21 protein-coding genes are annotated in these 20,932 nt (G+C 70.3%); 6 read left to right on the plus strand and 15 right to left on the minus strand.

What is annotated here, in order from left to right; translation table 11 throughout:
* Positions 1 to 68 precede the first annotated feature (68 nt).
* The gene (locus FCH28_RS39690) at positions 69 to 482 is read right to left on the minus strand and encodes a PTS sugar transporter subunit IIB (protein ID WP_281289688.1); all 414 of its coding nucleotides are present in this window, start codon (positions 480 to 482) and stop codon (positions 69 to 71) included.
* Positions 483 to 539: 57 nt separating this feature from the next.
* Here FCH28_RS39690 and FCH28_RS12210 point away from each other — a divergent pair, with 57 nt between their 5' ends.
* On the plus strand, positions 540 to 1,853 hold the full coding sequence (locus FCH28_RS12210) for a PTS transporter subunit EIIC (protein ID WP_136739823.1): 1,314 nt from the start codon (positions 540 to 542) through the stop codon (positions 1,851 to 1,853).
* Positions 1,854 to 2,072: 219 nt separating this feature from the next.
* Positions 2,073 to 3,335: a PTS transporter subunit EIIC gene (locus FCH28_RS12215; protein ID WP_136739824.1), complete on the plus strand. Its 1,263-nt coding sequence runs from the start codon at positions 2,073 to 2,075 to the stop codon at positions 3,333 to 3,335.
* Between the two features lie 116 nt (positions 3,336 to 3,451).
* On the opposite strand, the gene FCH28_RS12220 is transcribed toward FCH28_RS12215, so the two are convergent.
* The 8 genes from FCH28_RS12220 to clpS form a co-directional block, all read right to left on the minus strand.
* Positions 3,452 to 4,204, minus strand: coding sequence for an MBL fold metallo-hydrolase (locus FCH28_RS12220; RefSeq protein WP_136739825.1), 753 nt, complete (start codon positions 4,202 to 4,204; stop codon positions 3,452 to 3,454).
* Between the two features lie 319 nt (positions 4,205 to 4,523).
* A complete protein-coding gene (locus FCH28_RS12225) occupies positions 4,524 to 5,474 on the minus strand; it encodes a PLP-dependent cysteine synthase family protein (RefSeq protein WP_136739826.1) in 951 nt (316 codons plus the stop codon).
* Between the two features lie 2 nt (positions 5,475 to 5,476).
* Positions 5,477 to 5,755 carry a MoaD/ThiS family protein gene (locus tag FCH28_RS12230; protein ID WP_136739827.1) on the minus strand — a complete coding sequence of 93 codons (279 nt, stop codon included), beginning with the start codon at positions 5,753 to 5,755 and terminating at the stop codon, positions 5,477 to 5,479.
* 137 nt (positions 5,756 to 5,892) lie between these two features.
* Positions 5,893 to 6,066, minus strand: coding sequence for a putative leader peptide (locus FCH28_RS12235; RefSeq protein ID WP_342781610.1), 174 nt, complete (start codon positions 6,064 to 6,066; stop codon positions 5,893 to 5,895).
* Between the two features lie 133 nt (positions 6,067 to 6,199).
* Positions 6,200 to 6,625: a M67 family metallopeptidase gene (locus tag FCH28_RS12240; RefSeq protein WP_136739829.1), complete on the minus strand. Its 426-nt coding sequence runs from the start codon at positions 6,623 to 6,625 to the stop codon at positions 6,200 to 6,202.
* Positions 6,626 to 6,728: 103 nt separating this feature from the next.
* Complete coding sequence (locus tag FCH28_RS12245; protein WP_136739830.1) at positions 6,729 to 8,183, minus strand: amino acid permease; 1,455 nt, start codon at positions 8,181 to 8,183, stop codon at positions 6,729 to 6,731.
* Positions 8,184 to 8,518: 335 nt separating this feature from the next.
* Positions 8,519 to 9,127 (minus strand): DUF2017 domain-containing protein, encoded by a 609-nt coding sequence (locus FCH28_RS12250; protein WP_136739831.1) that lies wholly within the window; start codon positions 9,125 to 9,127, stop codon positions 8,519 to 8,521.
* The gene (gene clpS, locus FCH28_RS12255) at positions 9,127 to 9,414 is read right to left on the minus strand and encodes an ATP-dependent Clp protease adapter ClpS (RefSeq protein ID WP_187363816.1); all 288 of its coding nucleotides are present in this window, start codon (positions 9,412 to 9,414) and stop codon (positions 9,127 to 9,129) included. The genes FCH28_RS12250 and clpS overlap by 1 nt, the downstream gene beginning before the upstream one ends.
* A gap of 336 nt (positions 9,415 to 9,750) precedes the next feature.
* Between clpS and FCH28_RS12260 the strand changes: the two genes are divergently transcribed.
* On the plus strand, positions 9,751 to 11,091 hold the full coding sequence (locus FCH28_RS12260) for a nicotinate phosphoribosyltransferase (RefSeq protein ID WP_136739833.1): 1,341 nt from the start codon (positions 9,751 to 9,753) through the stop codon (positions 11,089 to 11,091).
* 216 nt (positions 11,092 to 11,307) lie between these two features.
* A complete protein-coding gene (locus FCH28_RS12265; RefSeq protein ID WP_136739834.1) occupies positions 11,308 to 11,904 on the plus strand; it encodes an isochorismatase family protein in 597 nt (198 codons plus the stop codon).
* Between the two features lie 180 nt (positions 11,905 to 12,084).
* Here the strand turns inward: FCH28_RS12265 and FCH28_RS12270 are convergent, their stop codons facing one another.
* Both FCH28_RS12270 and FCH28_RS12275 read right to left on the minus strand, forming a co-directional pair.
* Complete coding sequence (locus tag FCH28_RS12270) at positions 12,085 to 12,444, minus strand: hypothetical protein (protein WP_281289695.1); 360 nt, start codon at positions 12,442 to 12,444, stop codon at positions 12,085 to 12,087.
* Positions 12,445 to 12,565: 121 nt separating this feature from the next.
* Positions 12,566 to 14,956 (minus strand): immune inhibitor A domain-containing protein, encoded by a 2,391-nt coding sequence (locus FCH28_RS12275; protein ID WP_136739836.1) that lies wholly within the window; start codon positions 14,954 to 14,956, stop codon positions 12,566 to 12,568.
* A 410-nt stretch (positions 14,957 to 15,366) separates the two neighbouring features.
* Between FCH28_RS12275 and FCH28_RS12280 the strand changes: the two genes are divergently transcribed.
* On the plus strand, positions 15,367 to 15,693 hold the full coding sequence (locus tag FCH28_RS12280) for a hypothetical protein (RefSeq protein WP_136739837.1): 327 nt from the start codon (positions 15,367 to 15,369) through the stop codon (positions 15,691 to 15,693).
* 49 nt (positions 15,694 to 15,742) lie between these two features.
* Here FCH28_RS12280 and FCH28_RS12285 read toward each other — a convergent pair whose 3' ends face one another.
* Together FCH28_RS12285 and FCH28_RS12290 are read right to left on the minus strand one after the other, a co-directional pair.
* Positions 15,743 to 16,468: an RDD family protein gene (locus FCH28_RS12285; RefSeq protein ID WP_136739838.1), complete on the minus strand. Its 726-nt coding sequence runs from the start codon at positions 16,466 to 16,468 to the stop codon at positions 15,743 to 15,745.
* An 81-nt stretch (positions 16,469 to 16,549) separates the two neighbouring features.
* A complete protein-coding gene (locus FCH28_RS12290; RefSeq protein ID WP_136739839.1) occupies positions 16,550 to 18,133 on the minus strand; it encodes an RDD family protein in 1,584 nt (527 codons plus the stop codon).
* 236 nt (positions 18,134 to 18,369) lie between these two features.
* On the opposite strand from FCH28_RS12290, the gene FCH28_RS12295 reads away from it, so the two are divergent.
* Positions 18,370 to 18,846: an SsgA family sporulation/cell division regulator gene (locus FCH28_RS12295; protein WP_136739840.1), complete on the plus strand. Its 477-nt coding sequence runs from the start codon at positions 18,370 to 18,372 to the stop codon at positions 18,844 to 18,846.
* A gap of 231 nt (positions 18,847 to 19,077) precedes the next feature.
* Here FCH28_RS12295 and FCH28_RS12300 read toward each other — a convergent pair whose 3' ends face one another.
* A complete protein-coding gene (locus tag FCH28_RS12300; protein WP_136739841.1) occupies positions 19,078 to 20,541 on the minus strand; it encodes a dihydrolipoyl dehydrogenase family protein in 1,464 nt (487 codons plus the stop codon).
* An 85-nt stretch (positions 20,542 to 20,626) separates the two neighbouring features.
* Positions 20,627 to 20,923 carry a ribosomal protein L7/L12 gene (locus FCH28_RS12305; RefSeq protein WP_136739842.1) on the minus strand — a complete coding sequence of 99 codons (297 nt, stop codon included), beginning with the start codon at positions 20,921 to 20,923 and terminating at the stop codon, positions 20,627 to 20,629.
* Between the last annotated feature and the right edge of the window lie 9 nt (positions 20,924 to 20,932).

The raw sequence follows: 20,932 nt of genomic DNA on the forward strand, positions 1-20,932 counted from the left end.
CGATGCCGAGGGCCCCGTTCCGGTACGGGTCAGGGGGTCCGGAACGGGGCCCGAGTGGGCTGGTCAGCTCACATCATGTCTTCGATTTCGGCGGCGATCGGGTCGGCGTCGGTGCCGATGACGACCTGGATCGCGGTGCCCATCTTGACGACGCCGTGGGCGCCGGCGGCCTTGAGGGCGGCCTCGTCGACGAGGGAGGCGTCGTTGACCTCGGTGCGGAGACGGGTGATGCAGCCCTCGACCTCTTCGATGTTGTCGAGTCCGCCGAGCCCGGCGACGATCTTCTCAGCCTTGCTGGCCATGTCCACTCCTGCTTGTCTCGGCCGCCGGCGATCCCGCCGAGCGGTTTTCACACGGTAACGCACGTTTAGCCCAACTATGTGGGCGCTTGACCGCTCTCTACCGAAGGATGGCGAGCACCCGGAGTGTGCTCCGGGAGGCCGGAACCGCACCACGAGTGGTCTACACCACCAGTAGACCATCAGTATGCGGCAAGCATCGGACCGGTTGTCGACGGGCCGACCGCCTGGAGGACAGGGATGAGTGCGAACGCAGCGGCGGCGGCGCCGAAGAAGAGCCGGGCCTCCGCCGCGTTCCAGGGCATGCAGAAGATGGGCCGCAGCCTCCAGCTCCCCATCGCCGTGCTGCCGGCCGCGGGCATCCTCAACCGGCTCGGCCAGCCGGATGTGTTCGGCGCGGAAGGGCTGGGCTGGGACGACGTCGCCAAGGTGTTCGCGGGCGCGGGCGGCGCGCTGCTGGATTCGGGGCTGGGTCTGCCGCTGCTGTTCTGCATCGGTGTCGCGATCGGCATGGCGAGGAAGTCGGACGGTTCGACGGCGCTGGCCGCGGTGGCCGGCTTCCTCGTCTACTACTCGGTGCTGCACCAGTTCCCGGTGGACTGCGAGTCGGGTCAGAAGTACACACAGGCGAGTGTGTGGGCCGGCGTGTGTGTGGTCCCGGACGGGACGGCGACGCCGGCGGAGTTCCAGAATCCGGGGGTTTTCGGCGGCATCGTCATGGGCCTCCTGTCGGCCTGGCTGTGGCAGCGCCTGCACCGGGTGAAGCTCGTCGACTGGCTGGGCTTCTTCAACGGCCGCCGGCTGGTGCCGATCGTCATGGCCTTCGTGGGTGTGGCGTTCGCCGTGGTCTGCGTGTGGATCTGGCCGCCGGTCGGTGACGCGCTGACGAGCTTCAGCAAGTGGCTGACCGACCTGGACTGGATCGGCTCCGGCCTCTTCGGCGTCGCCAACCGCGCACTGCTGGTCATCGGCCTGCACCAGTTCCTGAACACCTTCGTCTGGTTCCAGTTCGGCGACTACACCAAGCCGGACGGCACGGTGGTGCACGGTGACATCAACCGGTTCCTGGCCGGCGATCCGACGGCGGGTCAGTTCGAGACCGGGTTCTTCCCGATCATGATGTTCGCGCTGCCGGCCGCGGGCCTGGCGATCGCGCACTGCGCCAAGCCGCACCGCCGCAAGGAGGTGTCCGGGATGATGCTGTCGGTCGGGCTGACCTCGTTCGTGACCGGGGTGACCGAGCCGATCGAGTACTCGTTCCTGTTCATCGCGCCGCTGCTGTATGTGCTGCACGCGCTGCTGACGGGTGTGTCGATGGCGGTGAGCTGGGCGCTGGGGGTGCACGACAGTTTCAGTTTCTCGGCCGGCCTGATCGACTACGTCATCAACTGGGGGCTGGCCACCAAACCCTGGCTGATCATTCCGATCGGTTTGTGTTTCGCCGCCGTCTACTACGCGCTCTTCCGATTCGCGATCACGAAATTCAATCTGGCGACTCCGGGCCGCGAGCCGGAAGAAGTCGGCGACGCGATGGAGCGGGAGAACATCAAGTAGCGCCCCGTCTCACCCGCCCCCACCAGGCCTTTTGCCACGCATACACCAGCCCCCTGGTCCATGGATCAGGGGGCCGGTCGGCCTGTGGTCCAAACCACTTGGAACAATGGATTCCTTTATGCCTCGGCTACGTGCTAAGAATGGTCTAAACCACTAGTGGTTTAGACCAACAAGCGGGCCGTCCCCCTTCCGAGTGCCCGCCTCACCAGGAGGAATCCGATGAGTTCGGCCACTGCCGCCGCCAAAGCGGCCCCCGCGAAGAAGCGGGGCTCCGGCCTGTTCCAGGGCCTGCAGAAGATCGGCCGCAGCCTCCAGCTGCCGATCGCCGTCCTGCCCGCCGCGGGCATCCTCAACCGCCTCGGCCAGCCGGACGTGTTCGGCAAGGACGGCCTGGGCTGGATCGATGTCAGCAAGGTCTTCGCCGCCGCCGGTGGCGCGGTCTTCGACAATCTGCCGCTGCTCTTCTGCATAGGCGTCGCCATCGGCTTCGCCAAGAAGGCCGACGGCTCCACGGCGCTGGCCGCCCTCGTCGGCTTCCTCGTCTACAGCAACGTCCTCAAGGCCTTCCCCGTCAAGGAAGGCCACTTCGACAAGGCGGCCGGCGAGTGGGTCGAGCCCGTCGTCAACAACCCCGGTGTCCTCGGCGGCATCATCATGGGCCTGCTCGCCGCGGTCCTGTGGCAGCGCTACCACCGCAAGAAGCTGGTGGACTGGCTGGGCTTCTTCAACGGCCGCCGGCTCGTCCCGATCATCATGGCCTTCGTCGGCACCGGCGTGGGTGTGCTCTTCACCCTGGTCTGGGAGCCGATCGGCAGCGGCATCTCCAGCTTCGGCGAGTGGATGACCGGCCTCGGCGCCGGTGGCGCGGGTCTGTTCGGCCTGATCAACCGTGCACTGATCCCCATCGGTATGCACCAGTTCGTGAACACCGTCTCCTGGTTCCAGCTCGGTGACTTCACCGACGCCGCCGGCAAGGTCGCGCACGGCGACATCGGCCGCTTCTTCGCCGGCGACCCGTCCGCCGGACAGTTCATGTCGGGCTTCTTCCCGATCATGATGTTCGGCCTGCCGGCCGCCGCGCTGGCCATCGCGCACTGCGCACGCCCCGAGCGCCGCAAGGCCGTCCTCGGCATGATGATCTCGCTCGCGCTGACCTCCTTCGTCTGCGGTATCACCGAGCCGATCGAGTTCTCGTTCATGTTCATCGCCCCGGTGCTGTACGCGATCCACGCGGTGCTGACCGCCCTCTCGATGGCCATCACCTGGGCCCTGGGCGTACACGACGGCTTCACGTTCTCCGCGGGCTTCATCGACTACGCGCTGAACTGGAACCTGGCCACCAAGCCGTGGATGATCATCCCGATCGGTCTGGCCTTCGCGGCGGTCTACTACCTGCTCTTCCGCTTCGCGATCACCAAGTTCAACCTCCCCACCCCGGGCCGCGAGCCCGAGGAGGAGATCGAGGACCTGACGAAGGCGTAAGCCGGACGGATCCCCGTACGCGCGAAGGGCCCCGGAACCTCCATCGGTTCCGGGGCCCTCCGTCGTACACCGGTCGTCATGCACCGCGCGTCATGCACCGCTCGTCATGCGCGGTCTCAGATCTCGTACGACGCCCCCGCCTTGGCGACCTCCACCGGCCCGTCGTAGACCTTCTGCGCGTCCCGGAGACTGACGTCCGGGTCGGTCCAGGGCGGGATGTGGGTCAGCACCAGGCGGCCCGCACCGGCCCGGCGGGCGTGCTCGCCGGCTTCCCGGCCGTTGAGGTGCAGGTCGGGGATGTCTTCCTTGCCGTGGGTGAAGGACGCCTCGCACAGGAAGAAGTCGGTGCCGGCGGCCAGCGTGTCCAGCGCCTCGCAGGGCCCGGTGTCCCCGGAGTACGTCAGCGAGCTGCCCCCGTGCTCGATGCGGAAGCCGTAGGACTCCACCGGGTGGCTCACCAGTTCCGTACGGATCGTGAACGGCCCGATGGTGAAGGTGCCGGCCGTCAGCGTACGGAAGTCGAAGACCTCGCTCATCGCCCCGTCGTACGGCAGATCCGCGTGTGCGACGGTCAGCCGGCGCTCGGTCCCGGACGGCCCGTAGACGGGCATCGGCCCGCAGCGCCCGCCGTCCGGCCGGTAGTAGCGCACCACGAAGTAGCCGCACAGGTCGATGCAGTGGTCGGCGTGCAGATGGGAGAGGAGCACGGCGTCCAGGTCGTAGAGACCGCTGTGCCGCTGCAGCTCGCCGAGGGCGCCGTTGCCCATGTCGATGAGCAGCCTGAAGCCGTCGGCCTCCAGGAGGTAGCTCGAGCAGGCCGATTCCGTGGAAGGGAAGGACCCGGAGCATCCGACGACGGTGAGCTTCATGCGGGCGTGAACCTCCGTGGGCGGGGGCGGCGGTCTCGGCGGGTCCTGGCCGGCTGGGTGCGGTCTCGGGCCACGGCGGGGCCCCGGTGCTCTGTACGGTGCCCACGAGCGTAAGGCGCAAAAGGTCGTGTGGCTGCTCCAGCGGGGCGAGCTGTGGGCGGAATCACCAGTCCGGCTGTCGCCGGGCGCACAGCCGTGCGACAGCCGCGGCCCGCCCACGTCGGCGGCGCGCTGCCGAAACAATCCCGCCGCCGCGGTGTGGCACCACGACGGCGAGCATGTTCGGTGTCAGGCCGGACGGCCTACGGGGCGACGCTCCCTAGGCCCACAGCTGTCCGTGCAGCGTCTCGATGGCCGCTTCCGTGGACTCGGCGGTGTAGACGCCGGTGGAGAGGTACTTCCAGCCGCCGTCGGCGACGACGAAGACGATGTCGGCGCTCTGCCCGGCGCGAACCGCCTTCTTGCCGACGCCGATCGCCGCGTGCAGGGCGGCGCCGGTGGAGATGCCCGCGAAGATGCCTTCCTCGGCGAGGAGTTCGCGGGTGCGGCGGATCGCGTCCTCGGAGCCGACCGAGAAGCGGGTGGTCAGTACGGACTCGTCGTAGAGCTCGGGGATGAAGCCCTCGTCGAGGTTGCGCAGGCCGTAGACGACGTCGTCGTAGCGCGGTTCGGCGGCGACGATCTGCACACCGGGGGTGTGCTCGCGCAGATAGCGGCCGACGCCCATCAGCGTGCCGGTGGTGCCCAGACCGGCCACGAAGTGGGTGATGGAGGGGAGGTCGGCGAGGATCTCGGGGCCGGTGGTGGCGTAGTGCGCACCGGCGTTGTCCGGGTTGCCGTACTGGTAGAGCATCACCCAGTCGGGGTGCTCGGCGGCGAGCTCCTTGGCGACGCGTACGGCCGTGTTGGAGCCGCCGGCCGCGGGCGAGGAGATGATCTCCGCGCCCCACATCGCGAGCAGTTCCCGCCGCTCGGACGAGGTGTTCTCCGGCATCACGCACACGATGCGGTAGCCCTTGAGCTTGGCCGCCATGGCCAGAGAGATGCCGGTGTTGCCGCTGGTCGGTTCGAGGATGGTGCAGCCGGGGGTGAGCCGGCCGTCCTTCTCCGCCTGCTCGATCATGTACAGCGCGGGCCGGTCCTTGACCGATCCCGTGGGGTTGCGGTCCTCCAGCTTCGCCCAGATGCGGACGTCGTCGGAGGGCGAGAGGCGCGGGAGGCGGACGAGTGGCGTGTTCCCGACCGCCGCCAGCGGGGAGTCGTACCGCACGGTTAGACCATTCCCCCTGCCACGGCGGGCAGGATCGTGACGTTGTCGCCGTCGGCGAGCTCGGTGGAGATGCCCGCCAGGAAGCGCACGTCCTCGTCGTTGAGGTAGACGTTCACGAAGCGGCGCAGCTGCTCGCCGTCGACCAGGCGCTCGCGGATGCCGGTGTGCCGGCTCTCCAGGTCGGTGAAGAGGTCGGCGAGCGTCGCGCCGCTGCCCTCGACGGCCTTCTGGCCGTCGGTGTAGGTGCGCAGGATGGTGGGGATTCGGACCTCGATGGCCATGTGAGGGCTCCTGTCGGAGTGCGGTGGCGGAGTGGTGTACGTCCGTGTGCACGGCGGTGGTGCAGCGGTGCGGGAGCGTCGGATGACGCGGTGGTGCGGGGTGCGGACCGGCGGGCGACGCGCCCGTGCGTCGGGGCTCAGGCGGCGGCGCAGCGCGGACAGATGGCGCTGGAGAGGCGGCACAGGTCGATGTGCAGCCGGGCGGTTCCGCAGCCGAAGGCGCCCAGGAGGGCGGATGCGGAGCGACGCGTGGCGAGCGGAGCGTGCGTCTGCATGCTCTGCCTCTTCTCCATCACGTCGTGGTCAACCATGCGGTCATCGTATCGATTCCCGGTCCGGGTATTGGAACCTCGTCCCATGATGCGGACGGTTGGTGTACGCCAGTTGGGACGCGGCCGCCCGGGGCCGCACCGGAAAAGCGCGGCCTCTACGGAAATCCGCAGGTCAGGCGTACTCCGCCACCACCTCGACATCTTCCTCGGTCACCACTCCGTCGACGATACGGAAGGAGCGGAACTGGAAGGGGCCGGCATCGTCCGTGTCGGCGGTGGACACCAGGACGTAGTGCGCGCCGGGCTCGTTCGCGTACGAGATGTCCGTACGGGACGGGTATGCCTCGGTGGCGGTGTGCGAGTGGTAGATGATCACCGGCTCCTCGTCCAGGTCGTCCATCTCGCGGTAGAGCCGGAGCAGGTCGGCGGAGTCGAATTCGTAGAACGTGGGCGAGCGGGCGGCGTTCAGCATCGGGATGAACCGCTCGGGGCGGCCGCTGCCGGCCGGGCCCGCGACCACGCCGCAGGCCTCGTCGGGGTGGTCCTTGCGGGAGTGCTCGACGATCTGGTCGTAGAGGGCCTTGGTGAGGGTCAGCATGCGGCCAAGAATAAGCAGAGGGCCCGTGCGTACCGAAAGGTGGTACGCACGGGCCCGCATGCTGGACAGCCGGGCGTTGCGCCCGTCCTGCCGGAGCGGTGTCTCAGCCCTTCTTGCCCGCTGCGGGGGCGTCCTTCGGGGCCGACAGCGCCTTGGCGTCCCGCCGCTGGATGCAGAGGTAGCCCACGGCCAGGATGAGCGCCCACACGGGGGCCGCGTAGAGCGAGATCCGGGCATCCTTGTCGACGCCCATCATCACGATCACCATGCCGATGAAGGCCAGCGCGAAGATCGAGGTGTACGGGGCGCCGGGGGCCTTGAACTCGGACTGCGGCAGCTCACCGCGGTTCGCCTTGGCCCGGTAGCGCAGCTGGGAGGCGAGGATCACGATCCAGGCCCACATACCGGAGATGGTCGCGAACGAGACGACGTAGTTGAACGCCTCGCCCGGCCACTGGTAGTTGATGTAGACGCCGAACAGCATCATCGCGACCGAGACGCCGGTGCCCCAGGTGGGCAGGCCGTTCTTGCTGAGCTTGGTGAAGAACTTCGGGCCCTGCCCGTTGAGGGCGAGGTCGCGCAGCATCCGGCCGGTGGAGTACATACCGGAGTTCGCCGAGGACAGCGCGGCGGTCAGCACGACGAAGTTGACGATGCCGGCACCGGCCGGCAGGCCGATCTTCTGGAAGGCGGCGACGAAGGGGCTCACGCCCGGCTCGAAGACCGTCCAGCTGACGACGGACAGGATGATGATGAGCGCGCCGATGTAGAAGAGGCCGATCCGCCACGGCACGGTGTTGATGGCCTGGGGCAGGACCTTCTTCGGGTTGGTCGCCTCGCCCGCGGTGACGCCGACGAGTTCGACGGCGAGGAAGGCGAACATCACGATCTGCAGCGTCAGCAGCGTGCCGCCGATGCCCTTGGGGAAGAAGCCGCCGTGCGACCACAGGTTCGTGAAGGAGGCGGTGTCACCGGCGTCGGAGAAGCCGAGGGTGATCACGCCGAGGCCGATCAGGATCATGCCGATGATCGCGGTGACCTTGACCATCGAGAACCAGAATTCCAGCTCACCGAAGATCTTCACGGAGATCAGGTTGATACCGAAGAGCGCACACGTGAAGACGAGTGCCGAGGCCCATTGCGGTATGCCCTTGTTCCAGTACTGCACATAGGTGGCCGCGGCGGTCACTTCCGTGATGCCGGTGACGACCCAGAAGAGCCAGTAGGTCCAGCCGGTCACAAAGCCGATGAACGGGCCCAGGAACTCCCGGCCGTACTCGGAGAAGGAGCCGGAGACGGGCCGGTACATGAGCAGTTCGCCCAGGGCCCGCATGATGAAGAAGATGACCAGACCGACGATGGCGTAGGCCAGGATGATGCTCGGACCGGCCATGGAGATGGCCTTTCCCGCCCCGAGAAACAGGCCCGTACCGATGGCGCCGCCAATGGCGATCATCTGGATCTGGCGGTTTCCCAGACCCCGCTGGTAGCCCTCTTCGGGAGCCGTGCCAGTGGCCTCGTTGCCGTCGTGTTGCTTGTCGACCTGCACAGAGGTCATGAGTGGTGCGCCTTTCTCCATTCCGACCCGGCCTGTCCGGGTCGGGTCCCGACCCCCCGGATGGAGTTCCTGCACGCCGACGGTCGGCCGGCTCAGCGCTCCCGCGGTGACAGGGGTGGCGTCACGCACGGCAGGTCGTGAAGATCTATCACGGCTGTTACGAGATCAACTACTGCCACCGTGAGGCAAACCACACGCAGATTAGGACAAAGGGCGCGCACGCCACCAAACCCCCTGGAGGTGGTGACGTGATCGTTATCCGGATTTGAGGCTCCGCTGAGCGAACACGCCGACCGATCCGCACCATTTGCGGGCCGGTCGGCTGCTCGACCGGTTCAGTCCATCAGCGATTCGACGAGGGTTTCCTGGAGGCCGCCCAGCCACAGGTAGGCCATCACCATCGGCTTGCGCGGATCGGTGTCGGGCAGCCGGAGCAGCTCGCCGCCGTCCTCCTCGTCGGTGACCTCCAGACGGGTGCCGATGGCCAGCCTGAGGTCGTTGAGGGCGCCCAGCCACTGCCGGCACTCGTCGGGCTTCAGCCGCAGCACCGCGCCGCCCGGACCGCCGCCCTCCGACGAGACCGACAGCCCGTCCAGTGCGCGGACCAGCGCGAGGGCGTCGTCGCGCTTGCGGGCGCGCAGATCGTTCTCGGTGTAGCGGCGGAACTCGGCGGACGCGGCGCGGACGTCGTCGTCGGGGACGAGGTCGGGGCCGCCGTAGGCGTCCGGGAAGAGGCGGGCCAGGACCGGGTCGGCGGGCGGTTCGCTCGGACCGTCGTTGAAGACCGAGGCGAGCAGGTCCTCGGCCTCGCTGTCGCCGGGTTCCTCACCCGGCCCGATCAGCTCCAGGAGCTGCACGGCGAGGCTGCGCAGGATGGAGATCTCGACCTCGTCGAGGGGGACGGCGGCACCGCCGTCCGGCAGGGACTCGAAGTGGCCGGCCATCAGCGGTCCTGCTGAAGGGTCGCCCAGAGGCCGTAGCCGTGCATGGCCTGCACGTCGCGCTCCATTTCCTCGCGGGTGCCGCTGGAGACGACCGCGCGGCCTTTGTGGTGAACGTCGAGCATCAGCTGGTGCGCCTTGTCCTTGGAGTAGCCGAAGTACGACTGGAAGACGTACGACACATAGCTCATGAGATTGACCGGGTCGTTGTGGACGATCGTGACCCACGGGACGTCGGGTTCGGGGACCGCGAAGGGTGCCTCGCTCGACTCTGGACGCTCGATCTCCACCGGAACACTGAGGGTGCAGCGATGCGGTCGGAGGGTAATCGTGGGTGACGGGTGGGCGCTCACACGCCCCATGCTGCCACCCGGGGGCGGGCGGTGCACAAACGCCCCTCCTGCGGGAGCGTCGGCGAGCCGCGCGCCCCCTTGCGGGGAGGGGCTGTTGGGACGCCGGAGGTGCCCCTGACGGGGGAAATCGTCAAAGTGACGAGTAATGGGGGTAGCATCATCTTCATGCCGCATCTCCCGGGGGTCGTGTCGTCAGCGGCCACCGCCGCGGGCCCCGGCCCCGCACCGGGTGCCGATGCGGCTCGCATGGATCGAATCGCGAGGTATGCCGAAGTGAACGTTGCCGACCTACTGGGGCTGCCGGTGGCCGTGCCGTCGACCGCGCTCTTCACCGACCAGTACGAACTCACCATGCTGCAGGCCGCGTTGCGGTCCGGGACCGCGGACCGGCGTTCGGTCTTCGAGGTCTTCACCCGCCGGCTGCCCGAGGGCCGCCGCTACGGCGTGGTCGCCGGCACCGGACGGGTGCTGGACGCGGTGGAGAACTTCCGCTTCGACGAAACGATTCTGGGCTTTCTCCGCGAGCGCGGCATCCTCGACGAGCCGACCCTCGGCTGGCTGGCCGACTACCGCTTCCGCGGCGACATCTGGGGCTACCCGGAGGGCGAGGTCTACTTCCCCGGCTCCCCGATCATGCGCGTCGAGGGCACCTTCGCCGAGGCGGTCCTCCTGGAGACGGTGATCCTCTCGATCCTCAACCACGACTCGGCGGTGGCCGCGGCCGCCTCCCGGATGGCGGTGGCGGCGGGCGACCGGCCGCTGATGGAGATGGGCGCCCGCCGCACCCACGAGCTGGCGGCGGTGGCCGCGGCCCGCTCCGCGTACGTCGGCGGCTTCCACCGCACGTCCGACCTGGCGGCCGGCTTCCGCTACAACATCCCCACCGTCGGCACCAGCGCGCACGCCTTCACCCTGCTGCACGACACCGAGCGGGACGCCTTCACCGCGCAGGTCGACACCCTCGGCAGCGGCACCACCCTGCTCGTGGACACCTTCGACGTCACCGAGGCGGTCCGTACCGCGGTGGAGGTGGCGGGCCCCGATCTCGGTGCCGTACGGATCGACTCCGGCGATCTGCTGCTGGTCGCCCACCGGGTGCGCCAGCAGCTGGACGAGCTGGGCGCCACCAAGACCAAGATCGTCGTGACCAGCGATCTGGACGAGTACGCCATCGCGTCGCTCGCGGCCGCCCCGGTGGACGCGTACGGCGTCGGCACCCAGCTGGTGACCGGCAGCGGTCATCCGACCTGCTCGATGGTCTACAAGCTGGTCGCGCGCGCCGACAGCGGTGACGCCGATGATCCGGCCGCCCCGCTGCGGCCGGTCGCGAAGAAGTCGATGGGCGCCAAGTCGTCGGTGGGCGGCCGCAAGTGGGCGGCCCGGCGGCTGGACGCGGACGGTGTCGCGGAGGCCGAGGTGGTGGGCACCGGCCCGGTGCCCGAGGCGCTGGCCGGGCGGCAGCTGCTGGTGCCGCTGGTGCGCGGCGGCGAGGTGGTGGCCCGCGAGCCGCTGGACGCCGCCCGCGACCGGCACATCGCCGCCCGCGCCGGGCTGCCGCTCTCGGCGACCCAGCTCTCCCGCGGCGAGCCCGTACTGCCCACCGAGTACCTCTGAGCCCCGGGAATACCGGCCCCCGACCCCCGCGTTGTGGCCCCGCAGGGGGCCCTCGCAACCCCTAGGGGTTCTGTTCGAACGCCCCTTAGGGGTCACCGGCCCCGAGCCCGGACCAGGCCCCGCCGAACCCCCTCCCGCAACGCCCGCGCAGTGGCTACCCTCGGTCACACCACCTCTGTGCGCCCCTCCCCCATTCCCAGCCGGAAGGCACGGACCATGCACCGGGCATTGATCGTCGTCGATGTGCAGAACGACTTCTGTGAGGGCGGCAGCCTCGCGGTGGCGGGCGGTGCGGATGTCGCCGCGGCCATCACCGATCTGGTGGGCCAGGCGGCCGGCGGCTGCTACCGCCATGTCGTGGCGACCAGGGATCACCACGTCGACCCGGGCGACCACTTCTCCGACCGCCCCGACTATGTGCACTCCTGGCCGCCGCACTGTGTGGCGGGCACCGAGGGCAGCAGCTTCCACCCCAACTTCGCGCCGGCCGTCGCCTCGGGCGCGATCGACGCGGTCTTCGACAAGGGCGCCCACACCGCCGCGTACAGCGGCTTCGAGGGCCGGGACGAGAACGGCACCCCGCTCGCGGACTGGCTGCGCGAGCGCGACGTCACCGAGGTCGACGTGGTCGGCATCGCCACCGACCACTGCGTACGCGCCACCGCGCTGGACGCGCTCGGCTCCGGGCTGCGCACCCACGTCCTGCTGGATCTGACCGCCGGCGTCGCCCCTGACACCACCGAGCGGGCGCTGGAGGAGCTCCGGGCGGCCGGCGCCGAGCTGACCGGCAAACCGGTGCTGGTCGGCGGCTGAGGTGCGGACAACGGCGGTGGGGGGGGGGGGCGGGGGCCCCCCCCCCCCCCCCCCCCCCCCCCCCCGGCGGCCCCCCCCCGGGCCCCCCGGCCCCCCCCCAGGGCCCGGGAGGGGGGGGGGGGGGGGGGGCGCCCCCGGGGGGGGGGGGGGGGCCGGGGGCCCCGCCACACCGCCGTCCGCTCAGCCGCAGGTGGCCCCCGATCTGTGCGCCGGGGCCCTGAGCAGGGCCCGTATCGGGTGCCAGGACTCGGTGTCGTCCTCCGGAGCACCGCGCCACACCAGTCCGTCGGGATGGTGCAGCACGGCCGTGATCTCGTCCGGTGTGGGCGGCTTCATGTTGCCGCGCAGGTAGACGGAGCGCAGGCCGTGGTTGCGCAGCCTGGTCAGGGCGCGCTGCCGGTTCACGGCATGGACCAGGACCCGGACGCGGCAGCCGCCGTCGTCGTACGGTCCCGACACCGATCCGTGCCCCGGTCTGGGCAGTGAAAGGGCGACCACCACGCTTCCGCCAGGAAGCCTGATGAAGCCGCCGCTGGTCATGGTCATTCTTCCCCCGTGAGACTTCGCGTCAACAAGGAACTGTAGAACGCATCTAAACGCTAATCGGCCGCCGCCCGCTAGGGGCGACGGCCGATAAGCTTCTGACCTGCGACTTTATTTTTTATTTACCGGCAGGTCCGACCTGGAGGACCACCGTGGAGCCGTCCGTGGCCTCCTTGGTGATCTTGATCCGGGTGTTGGTGTCAGGAACGATCACCGCGCCGGTCGGGTTCGCCTTGTCGTAGTAGACGCCGTGCCGGTCGTCGAAGAGCGTGACGCCCTTCTTGGACTTGATCGTGACCGGCTTGCCGTCCTTGTGCAGGGTCAGCGCGTCGGTCCGGTAGCGGGTGAAGGTCGAGTCGTAGGACTGGAAGCGGTTGCGCATCAGCTTGCCGTCGGCCCACCGCTCGGCCTTCGGGTGCGCGTCGACCGGGAGGATCTGCCCGTAGCCGGGGTGCTGGCCGACGTTGTTGTCCGGCTGCGAGGTGTCCCACAGCCAGATCAGCACGCCGTTCTGGTACGGGAAGTGCTCGACCCACTGCGGCTTGTCGGTGGTCCAACCGAAGTTGTACGGGCCGACCTTGAGGGTCTTGTCGTACGACACGTACTGGCGGTTCTCGGCGATGTAGTACTGCGGGTAGTCCTTGGTGAAGGACGCGCCGATCCGCGAGAAGCCCTTGCTGGTCCAGCCGTTGTCGCCGTTCTCCGCGTCATCGCTGAACAGCGGCTTGCCGTCGGCGACGACGCTCACGGTGTCGGCCGCGAAGCCCTTCTGGGCGGCGCCGCCGTCGGTCTGGTAGCGGAAGCGCAGGTCGATCTTCTTGCCCGCGTAGGCGTCCAGCGGGTAGACGAGGTCCTGGTAGGCGGCCACCGTCCCGGTCAGCGCGGGCTTGTCGCCGCCGTCGCGCGGGATGGCCTTGCCGTTGGCGGTGCCGTCGAGCGGCGTCCAGTCGGCGCCGCCGTCGGTGGAGACCTCGGCGTAGAGGTAGTCGTAGTCCTTCTCGATGTCCCACCAGCCCTTGAGGGTCAGCGACGCCTTGGACTTGCCGGTGAGGTCCACCGCCCGCGAGAGGGTGTTCTTCAGGTCGTTGCCCATGTCGCTCCACCACTGCTTGGAGCCTTCCGCGGGCTTGACGATCTCCGTCGTGACCGCCTTCGGGGGCAGTTCGACGACCACCGCCTGCTTGTTCTTGGTGTTGTACTCCGCGACGCCCAGCGTGTGCGAGGACTTGGTCGCGGCCTTCGCCTTGCCGTAGTTGAGCCAGCCCAGCTGCAGCTTGTCCCAGGCGCTCATGTCGCCGGGCAGGTCGCCGATGGAGTCCTTGCCGCGGCCGAGCCAGGAGCCGCCCGACATCAGCGACCAGAAGTCCACCGAGGACTCGCCGGTGCCGGTGGTGTCGTACTCGTCCGGAAGGCCCAGGTCATGGCCGTATTCGTGGGCGAAGACGCCGAGCCCGCCGTTCTCCGGCTGCATGGTGTAGTCGCCGATCCAGATGCCGGTGTCACCGATCTGGGTGCCGCCCGCCTTGTTGTCGGCGGGGCCGGTCTTGCCGGCGTCGCTGCCGTACGCGTACCAGCGGTGCGCCCACAAGGCGTTGGTCTTCTGGACGCCGCCGCCGGCGGACTCGTCCTCGCCGGCGTGCACGATCTGGAAGTGGTCGATGTAGCCGTCGGGCTCGTTGAAGTTGCCGTCGCCGTCGTGGTCGTAGCGGTCCCACCGGTCGTACTTGGCGAGATCGGTCTTGATCTGCTCGTCGGTGCGGCCCTTGGCCTTCTGGTCCTTCGCCCACTGGTTGACGCCGTCGCGGATCAGGTCCCAGGCGTTGGCGCAGTTGGTCTGGCCGCAGTAGTTGGACCCGTAACGGGCCTCGTTCCAGTCGACCTTGACCCAGTCGGAGACCTCGCCCTCGACGGAGTAGCGGCCGGAGGACTGCTTCTCGTAGTACTTGGCCAGCGACTGCTTCTTCTTGTCGTGCGAGAAGTAGAGGTCCTGGAAGTGCTGCCGGTTGAAGTCCTTCTGCCAGGCGGTGCTGTTGTCCGTCTTGCGGTCCGGCTCGGCTATCTGGTTGTGCGCCGGGCCCGGGTCGCCGCCGTACTTCTTCACCGGCGGCTTGGGGCCGTCGCCGTCCGGGTCGAACATCGTGGTGCCGTCGACCTTCTCGCCGAAGTCCGCCAGGATCGTGAAGATCCGGTCGGTCTTCTGCCGGGCCAGCTCGACGTACTTGCCCTTGCCCAGCTTGACGACCTGGGAGCCCCCGCGCTCGGTCGCCGTGGCGTCGCCGGATATGACCTGCTGGAGCGCTTCCTTGCGCTGCGTCTCCTGCCGGTCGCTGAACGGGCCCTTGAGGTCGTGGTCCACGGCCCGCTCGGGGGCCGGGTCCTGGCGCTTCGCTACGGGCGACGGGGTCCGTACGTCGGCCGTAGCCACCCCGGAAGACAAAGCGGCCGCCCCGAGCGCGGCAATCGCCGTGGCCAGGGCGGCCGGTCTGAACAGCCTTCTCTTCTCTCTCACTTGGGCCTGTCCTCCCCTTCGAACGCGGTCACTGTTCGAGGGCATTCGACCGGAAGTGCCGGAGAAAAGACAGATCTTGACTTGAGCACGTCAGCGAAGTACGTTACCCGGTTCACGTGCTACGGCTATCGGACGAGGGTGTGCGGGCTCACACCGCGGACGAAGCCGGTCGTACGGCCGGGGCGGATATGCCATCGGAGCATGCGCCCCCGCCCCCAACTGGCGTTCCACCGCCGCCTGTTCGAAATTCGGCCGTGTTGTGCGCCCCCTGTGCACCACAACCGTGGGTTAGGTCACGCTTACTTGCCGTTCCGCACGGGAAGTAAGGACCGTAGGCTCGTTTGATGGCGCGCCTTTGACGGCACCCGTTGCCCGACACACCTGCCGACCCTCCGAGGACGGATCCCGCCATGCCTCGTCCGACTGTCACCCAGCTCGTCTACGGATCGGCCACCGTCTTCCTCTCCACCCTCGCGATGCTGCTGCTCTCGCAGACGCAGACCGGGATCGGGGTCGCGGTCATCGCCATCGCCGGGCTCGGGCTCGGGCTGCTGGTCGCCATGACGGTGCCGATGCCGCGGATGTCGCGGGTGGTCCGCCGCCAGGCCGCACGCGCCAAGTCGCCCGCCGCGCCCGCCCCGTTGCGTGCCGTGCCGCCGCCGGCCGAGCACCTCCCCCGGCCCCGCGTCTCCCGGCCGGCCGCCGCTCGGGCCAGGGTCAGCGAGCACTCGCGCTGAAGCGTCGGGTGCGTCAGGTACGTCTGATGCTTCAGGCACGTCTGGTGCGTCAGGCCGTGGAGACCACCACGGTCTTGGCGGCCTTGTCGTGCAGACACTGCTGGTACGGCTTGTCCCAGGTGCACCACAGGACGTTGACCAGCCAGAACACAAAGCCGCAGCACGGCACGATCTCCGGCAGCGTATAGACCGCGGCCCGGATCCAGCCCGCCGAACCGGCCGGCACCGCCCCGTTGGACAGCATCGCCACCCGGATCTTCATCGCCATCTTGCCGAGGGTCTGCCCGCGGCTGGTCAGCATCAGCCCCTCGTAGATCAGATACGCCAGCATCGTGACGCCCGAAACCGTCGCCTGTTTGCCGGTCTGGGTGCTGCTGGTGCTGGTGTAGTCCACCCAGCCCACGAGGGCGCTCATGATGATCCCGACCGGGACGGTGATGATGATCGCGTCGATGATGCGCGCGACGAGCCGGCGGCCGCGGTTGGCGAGCGGCGGCATCCCGGCGAGCGGATCGGCCGCCCCGTACTCCCCGCCGTAGGGATTCTCGGCGTACGGGCCGCCGTAAGGGCCGCCCTCATAGCGCGGCGGGGGCGGCGTGCCACCGGGAGGCGTCGCACCACCGGGAGGCGGCGTGCCACCGGGAGGCGGCGTGCCACCGGGAGTGCCGCCGCCTTCGCCGCCCGCGCCCTCCTCGGGCGGCTCCTGCGGCTTCTTCAGGAACGGGTCGTCCTCCGGCGGTTCACCGGAGCCGGGCCTGGGCTGGTCGGTGCTCATGGCCCGAGTCGACCGCTTGTCGCGGCCCGCCGCATCCGGCGAAGTCCGTTCGGGGGACCCGGGCGACGAGCCGCGCGGCGGTCAGTCGGAGTCGGAGGCGACGAACGTCCGCGCCACCTTGTCGTGCCAGCACTGCCGCCACGGGCGGTCGAACAGGCACCACACGGCGTTGACGACGCCGATGGCCGCCACCCCGAGCACGCCGTAGACCAGCCAGCGCTTGATGGCCGCGCCGAGGCCCGGGGTGTCATGGCTCTCGATGTCCAGCACCCGCACCTTGCACAGCTTCTTGCCGAGGGTGCGGCCCCACTTGGCGGTCGGCAGCGCCTCGTAGAGCCCGCCGCCGATCAGCAGGACGGCGAGTACGGCGCCGAGCAGCGGGGTGGTGGTGCCGTCGAGCAGATAGACCGTCACCTCGCGGCCCGACTGCTTGGCCGCCTCGACCTTGGCGTCGATGTGGTCCGTGACGGTGCCCCACATCGGGACGGCGACCGCGGCGGCGGCCGCGGCCACCACCAGGGTGTCGATCAACCGGGCCGCGAACCGGCGGCCGAGCCCGGCCGGGCGGCCCTCCTCGGCCTGGAAGGCGGCCGAGAAGGCATCGGCGGTCGGCGGCTTCCAGGGGATGACGCCGTCGTCGCCCGGCGCGCCACCGGTGGCACCACCCTGCGGCGGGAAACCGGCCGACGGGGCGGCCGGCTGCGGGGCCTGGGCGGCGGGCGCGGGCCGGCCCGCGTTCTGGGCCGGGTTCTGGCCCGGGTTCTGCTGGGCCGGGCGGCCCTGCTGCGGGCCGACGGACGGCAGTGCCTGCGGGGCGCTGCTGCCGGGCGCCGCGGACCGGCCGGGGTTACCGCCCGGCGCGATACGGATCGCCATCGTCTCGTTGCCCTTGGCGGCGCCGCCCGGCCCCGCTGCCCCCGCTCCTGCTCCTCCTGCTGCCCCTGCCGCTCCTGCTGCCCCTCCAGCGTCTGGCCGTACCGCACGGATCGCGGTGGTGCCCTGGTCGACGGCGTCGCCCCGGCGCCCGCCGGGCTTGACGGCGCGGATGGCGACCGTCCCGTCGGCCGGAGCCTCCGGCTTGCGGGGTGCGGGCGTCGTGGCCGACGGCCCGGGCGCCCCGGTGGACGCCCCGCCTGCCCCGGACCCGTCGGCCGGGCCACCGGACCGCTCGTCGCGCTGTGCCGGCACCGCGCCCCAGGAGGCCGCGCCGGACGGCGTCCCGGGCTGCGCCTGGTCGGCCTTGCCCCAGGACACCCGGTCCGCCTCGCCGAAACCGCTCTGCCGTGAGGCGTCCGCCTGCCAGGAGGCGGCCGGCTCCGGGCTGGTGCCGTGCAGCCGCGCCGGATCGTCCCAATTGGTGACGGCGGGCCGGCCGTCACCCTCGCCGCTCCGGCCCGCGGCGGGCACACCGGTGCCGCCGCCCGCCTCCTCGTCCAGGAAGACCGGTCCGGTCTCGTCGACGGCGGGCGGGGTGGGGGCCGGGGCCACGGCGGCCACGCCGGGCGGCGGTGCGGGCATCGCCTCGCCCTCGGCCGGCGCCGGGCGGCTGGTGCCCGGCACCCATGCGGCGCCGTTCCAGTACCGGATGTAGCCGGGGATGGACGGGTCCGGGTAGAAGCCTGGCGTAGGGCTGTCGCCGGCGGATCCTGAGGTAGGGGCGCTCATGTCCGAAGTCCCGTATCTGTGCTCGGCCTGGTGGGTGTCGGGTGCAGTCTGCCGCAAGGCGGCGTCCACATCTATCAGACCCCCGGTCGCCTCGTTGCCTCCCCCGGCCACGACCACCTGGAAGAGGTGCCCGAAAAAAGTTGTGCGAAGTCGTGTAAGGGTCCGGCGGGTGGCGCCTCTCTCTTGCGTGCGGGCCGTTCAGGGCACCCGCGCAGGGACACAGAGAGGCGGACTTGATGCACACCGTGGTGGAACGAGAACTGGAACTGGGGCTGGTCCTGTCGCCGGAGCGGAGCATTCCGGTGCCGGCCCGACTGACCTACCGGACGGATGACCCCTATGCCGTCCATGTCACCTTTCACATCGGTTCGGACTCCCCGGTCAACTGGACGTTCGCCCGCGAACTGCTCGTCGAGGGCGTGTTCCGGCCGTGCGGCCAGGGGGACGTCCGGGTCTGGCCGACCAAGGTGGACGGCCGCAGCCTGGTCTGTATGGCGCTGAGCTCGCCGGACGGTGACGCGCTGCTGGAGGCCCCGGCCTCGGCGGTCTCGGCGTGGCTGGAACGCACGCTGCGGGTCGTGCCCCCGGGCTCCGAGCAGGGGCATCTGGGCATCGACAAAGGGCTGAGCGAACTGCTCGCCATGACGCCGCGCGACGACCTGTGGCCGGCCGACCCCTGCCCGTCGGACGAGTCCCCGGAGGCCGGGGCGTAACGCCGTGGCCGCCAGGGCCTCGTCACCCAGGAAGTCGTCAGCGAGATCGTCGGCGTAGCGGGGGCACGGCCACCGCCACGCCGACGACCTCACGGCAGCCGACGGCCGACCCGCGGTTTCCGCTCGACCGCCGTACAGAAAAGCCGTACCGAAAAGCCGTACCGAAAGCATGAGTTCCCCCCGGCCCCGATCCCCTGTCGCCCACTTGCCCGGACCGCCGGTGCCCCGGCGCTAGTCCCGGTACGCCTCCAGCAGCCGCAGCCACACCTCGCTGATCGTCGGGTAGGCGGGCACCGCGTGCCAGAGGCGTTCGACGGGGATCTCGCCGGCGACCGCGATCGTCGCGGAGTGCAGCAGCTCGCCCACTCCCGGGCCGACGAAGGTGGCGCCGAGCAGCACTTCGCGGTCCAGGTCGACGACCATCCGGGCCCGGCCCCGGTAGCCGTCGGCGTACAGCGACGCGCCCGCGACGGCGCCCAGGTCCTGGTCGACGACGCGGGTCCGGTAGCCCGCGCGCTCCGCCTGCGCGGCGGTCAGGCCGACCGAGGCGGCCTCGGGGTCGCTGAAGACGACCTGCGGGACGGCGGCGGTGTCCGCGGTCGCGGTGTGCGCTCCCCAGCGGTCGGATTCCAGGATCGGCACCCGCCGGGCGCGGGCGGCGATGGCCGCACCGGCGATCCGGGCCTGGTATTTGCCCTGGTGGGTCAGGAGGGCGCGGTGGTTGACATCGCCGACGCCGTAGAGCCAGCCGCCCGTCACCCCCGGCACCCGCAGGCTGTCGTCGACGTCCAGCCAGGCGCCGGGCGTCAGGCCGACGGTCTCCAGGCCGAGGTCGTCGGTCCGCGGGGCGCGGCCGGTGGCGATCAGGAGTTCATCGGCCACGATCTCGTCGCCGGCAGCCAGGACGACGGTGACCGGGCCGCCCGGCGCCTCGCGGCGTACCTCGCGGACCTCTACGCCGGTGCGCAGGAACGCGCCGGCCTCGGCAAGCGATTCGGCGACCAGGTGGCCGGCGAACGGCTCCATCCGGGGCAGCAGTCCGTCACCGCGTACCAGCAGCGTCACGGAGGCGCCCAGGGCCCGCCAGGCGGTGGCCATCTCGACGCCCACGACGCCGCCGCCGACGACCACCAGGCGGCCCGGCACTTCCTTGGCGCTGGTCGCGTCGCGGCTGGTCCAGGGCTTGGCGGCGGCCAGTCCCGGGATGTCGGGCAGCACCGGGCGACTGCCGGTGCAGACCGCGACGGCGTGCCGCGCGGTGAGCACCCGGCCGTCGTCGACGGCCACCCGGCGGGGTCCGGCCAGCCGCCCGTGTCCGCGCACCAGGTCGATGCCGGCGCCGTCCAGCCAGCGCGCCTGCCCGTCATCGTTCCAGTGGGAGGCGAAGGCGTCGCGGTGGGCGAGGACGGCGGGGGTGTCCAGGGGGCCTGCCACCGCGTCGCGCAGGCCCGGGACCTGGCGTGCGTCGGCGCGGGCGGTGACCGGGCGCAGCAGGGCCTTGCTGGGCATGCAGGCCCAGTAGGAGCATTCGCCGCCGACCAGTTCGCTCTCCACGAGGACCGCGCTCAGTCCGGCGGCGTGCACCCGGTCGGCGACGTTCTCGCCGGTGGGGCCGCCGCCCAGGACCACGACGTCGTACGTCTCGTCGGCGACCGGGGTCGGTTGCGCCGGGTGCCGGGGTTCGGTCGCTGCCATCGGTCATCGCTCCCTGGGTGGGCGTGGGTGGACCGGTGGACCCGGGCGGGGCGGGCCCTTGTGCCATCCTCCGCCCGGGGCGCCGTCAGCGCATCCGGCGTTCGACCTCGTCCTTGGCCTCCTTGAGGCCGGAGCCGGTGAGTTCGCGGTGCAGCTTGATCGCCTCGATCTTCTTGCCCTTCCGCAGCAGCTCGTCGATCTCGGCCATGCCGGGGTCCGCCGGCTCCTGGGCGCCGAGGTGCGTGAGCAGTACGTCGACCTTGCGCTCCAGACGCTGGATCCGGCGGTCCAGCATTTTGGCGCGTTGGGAGGCGCCCGCACCGGTGGCCGCCGACGAGACGACGAGGAGCACCAGCACTATCCAGGGAAAGAAGTTGTCCATGGCCGAAAC

Source organism: Streptomyces piniterrae (assembly GCF_005048155.1).
In the GTDB taxonomy this organism is placed as follows: Bacteria; Actinomycetota; Actinomycetes; order Streptomycetales; family Streptomycetaceae; genus Streptomyces; species Streptomyces piniterrae.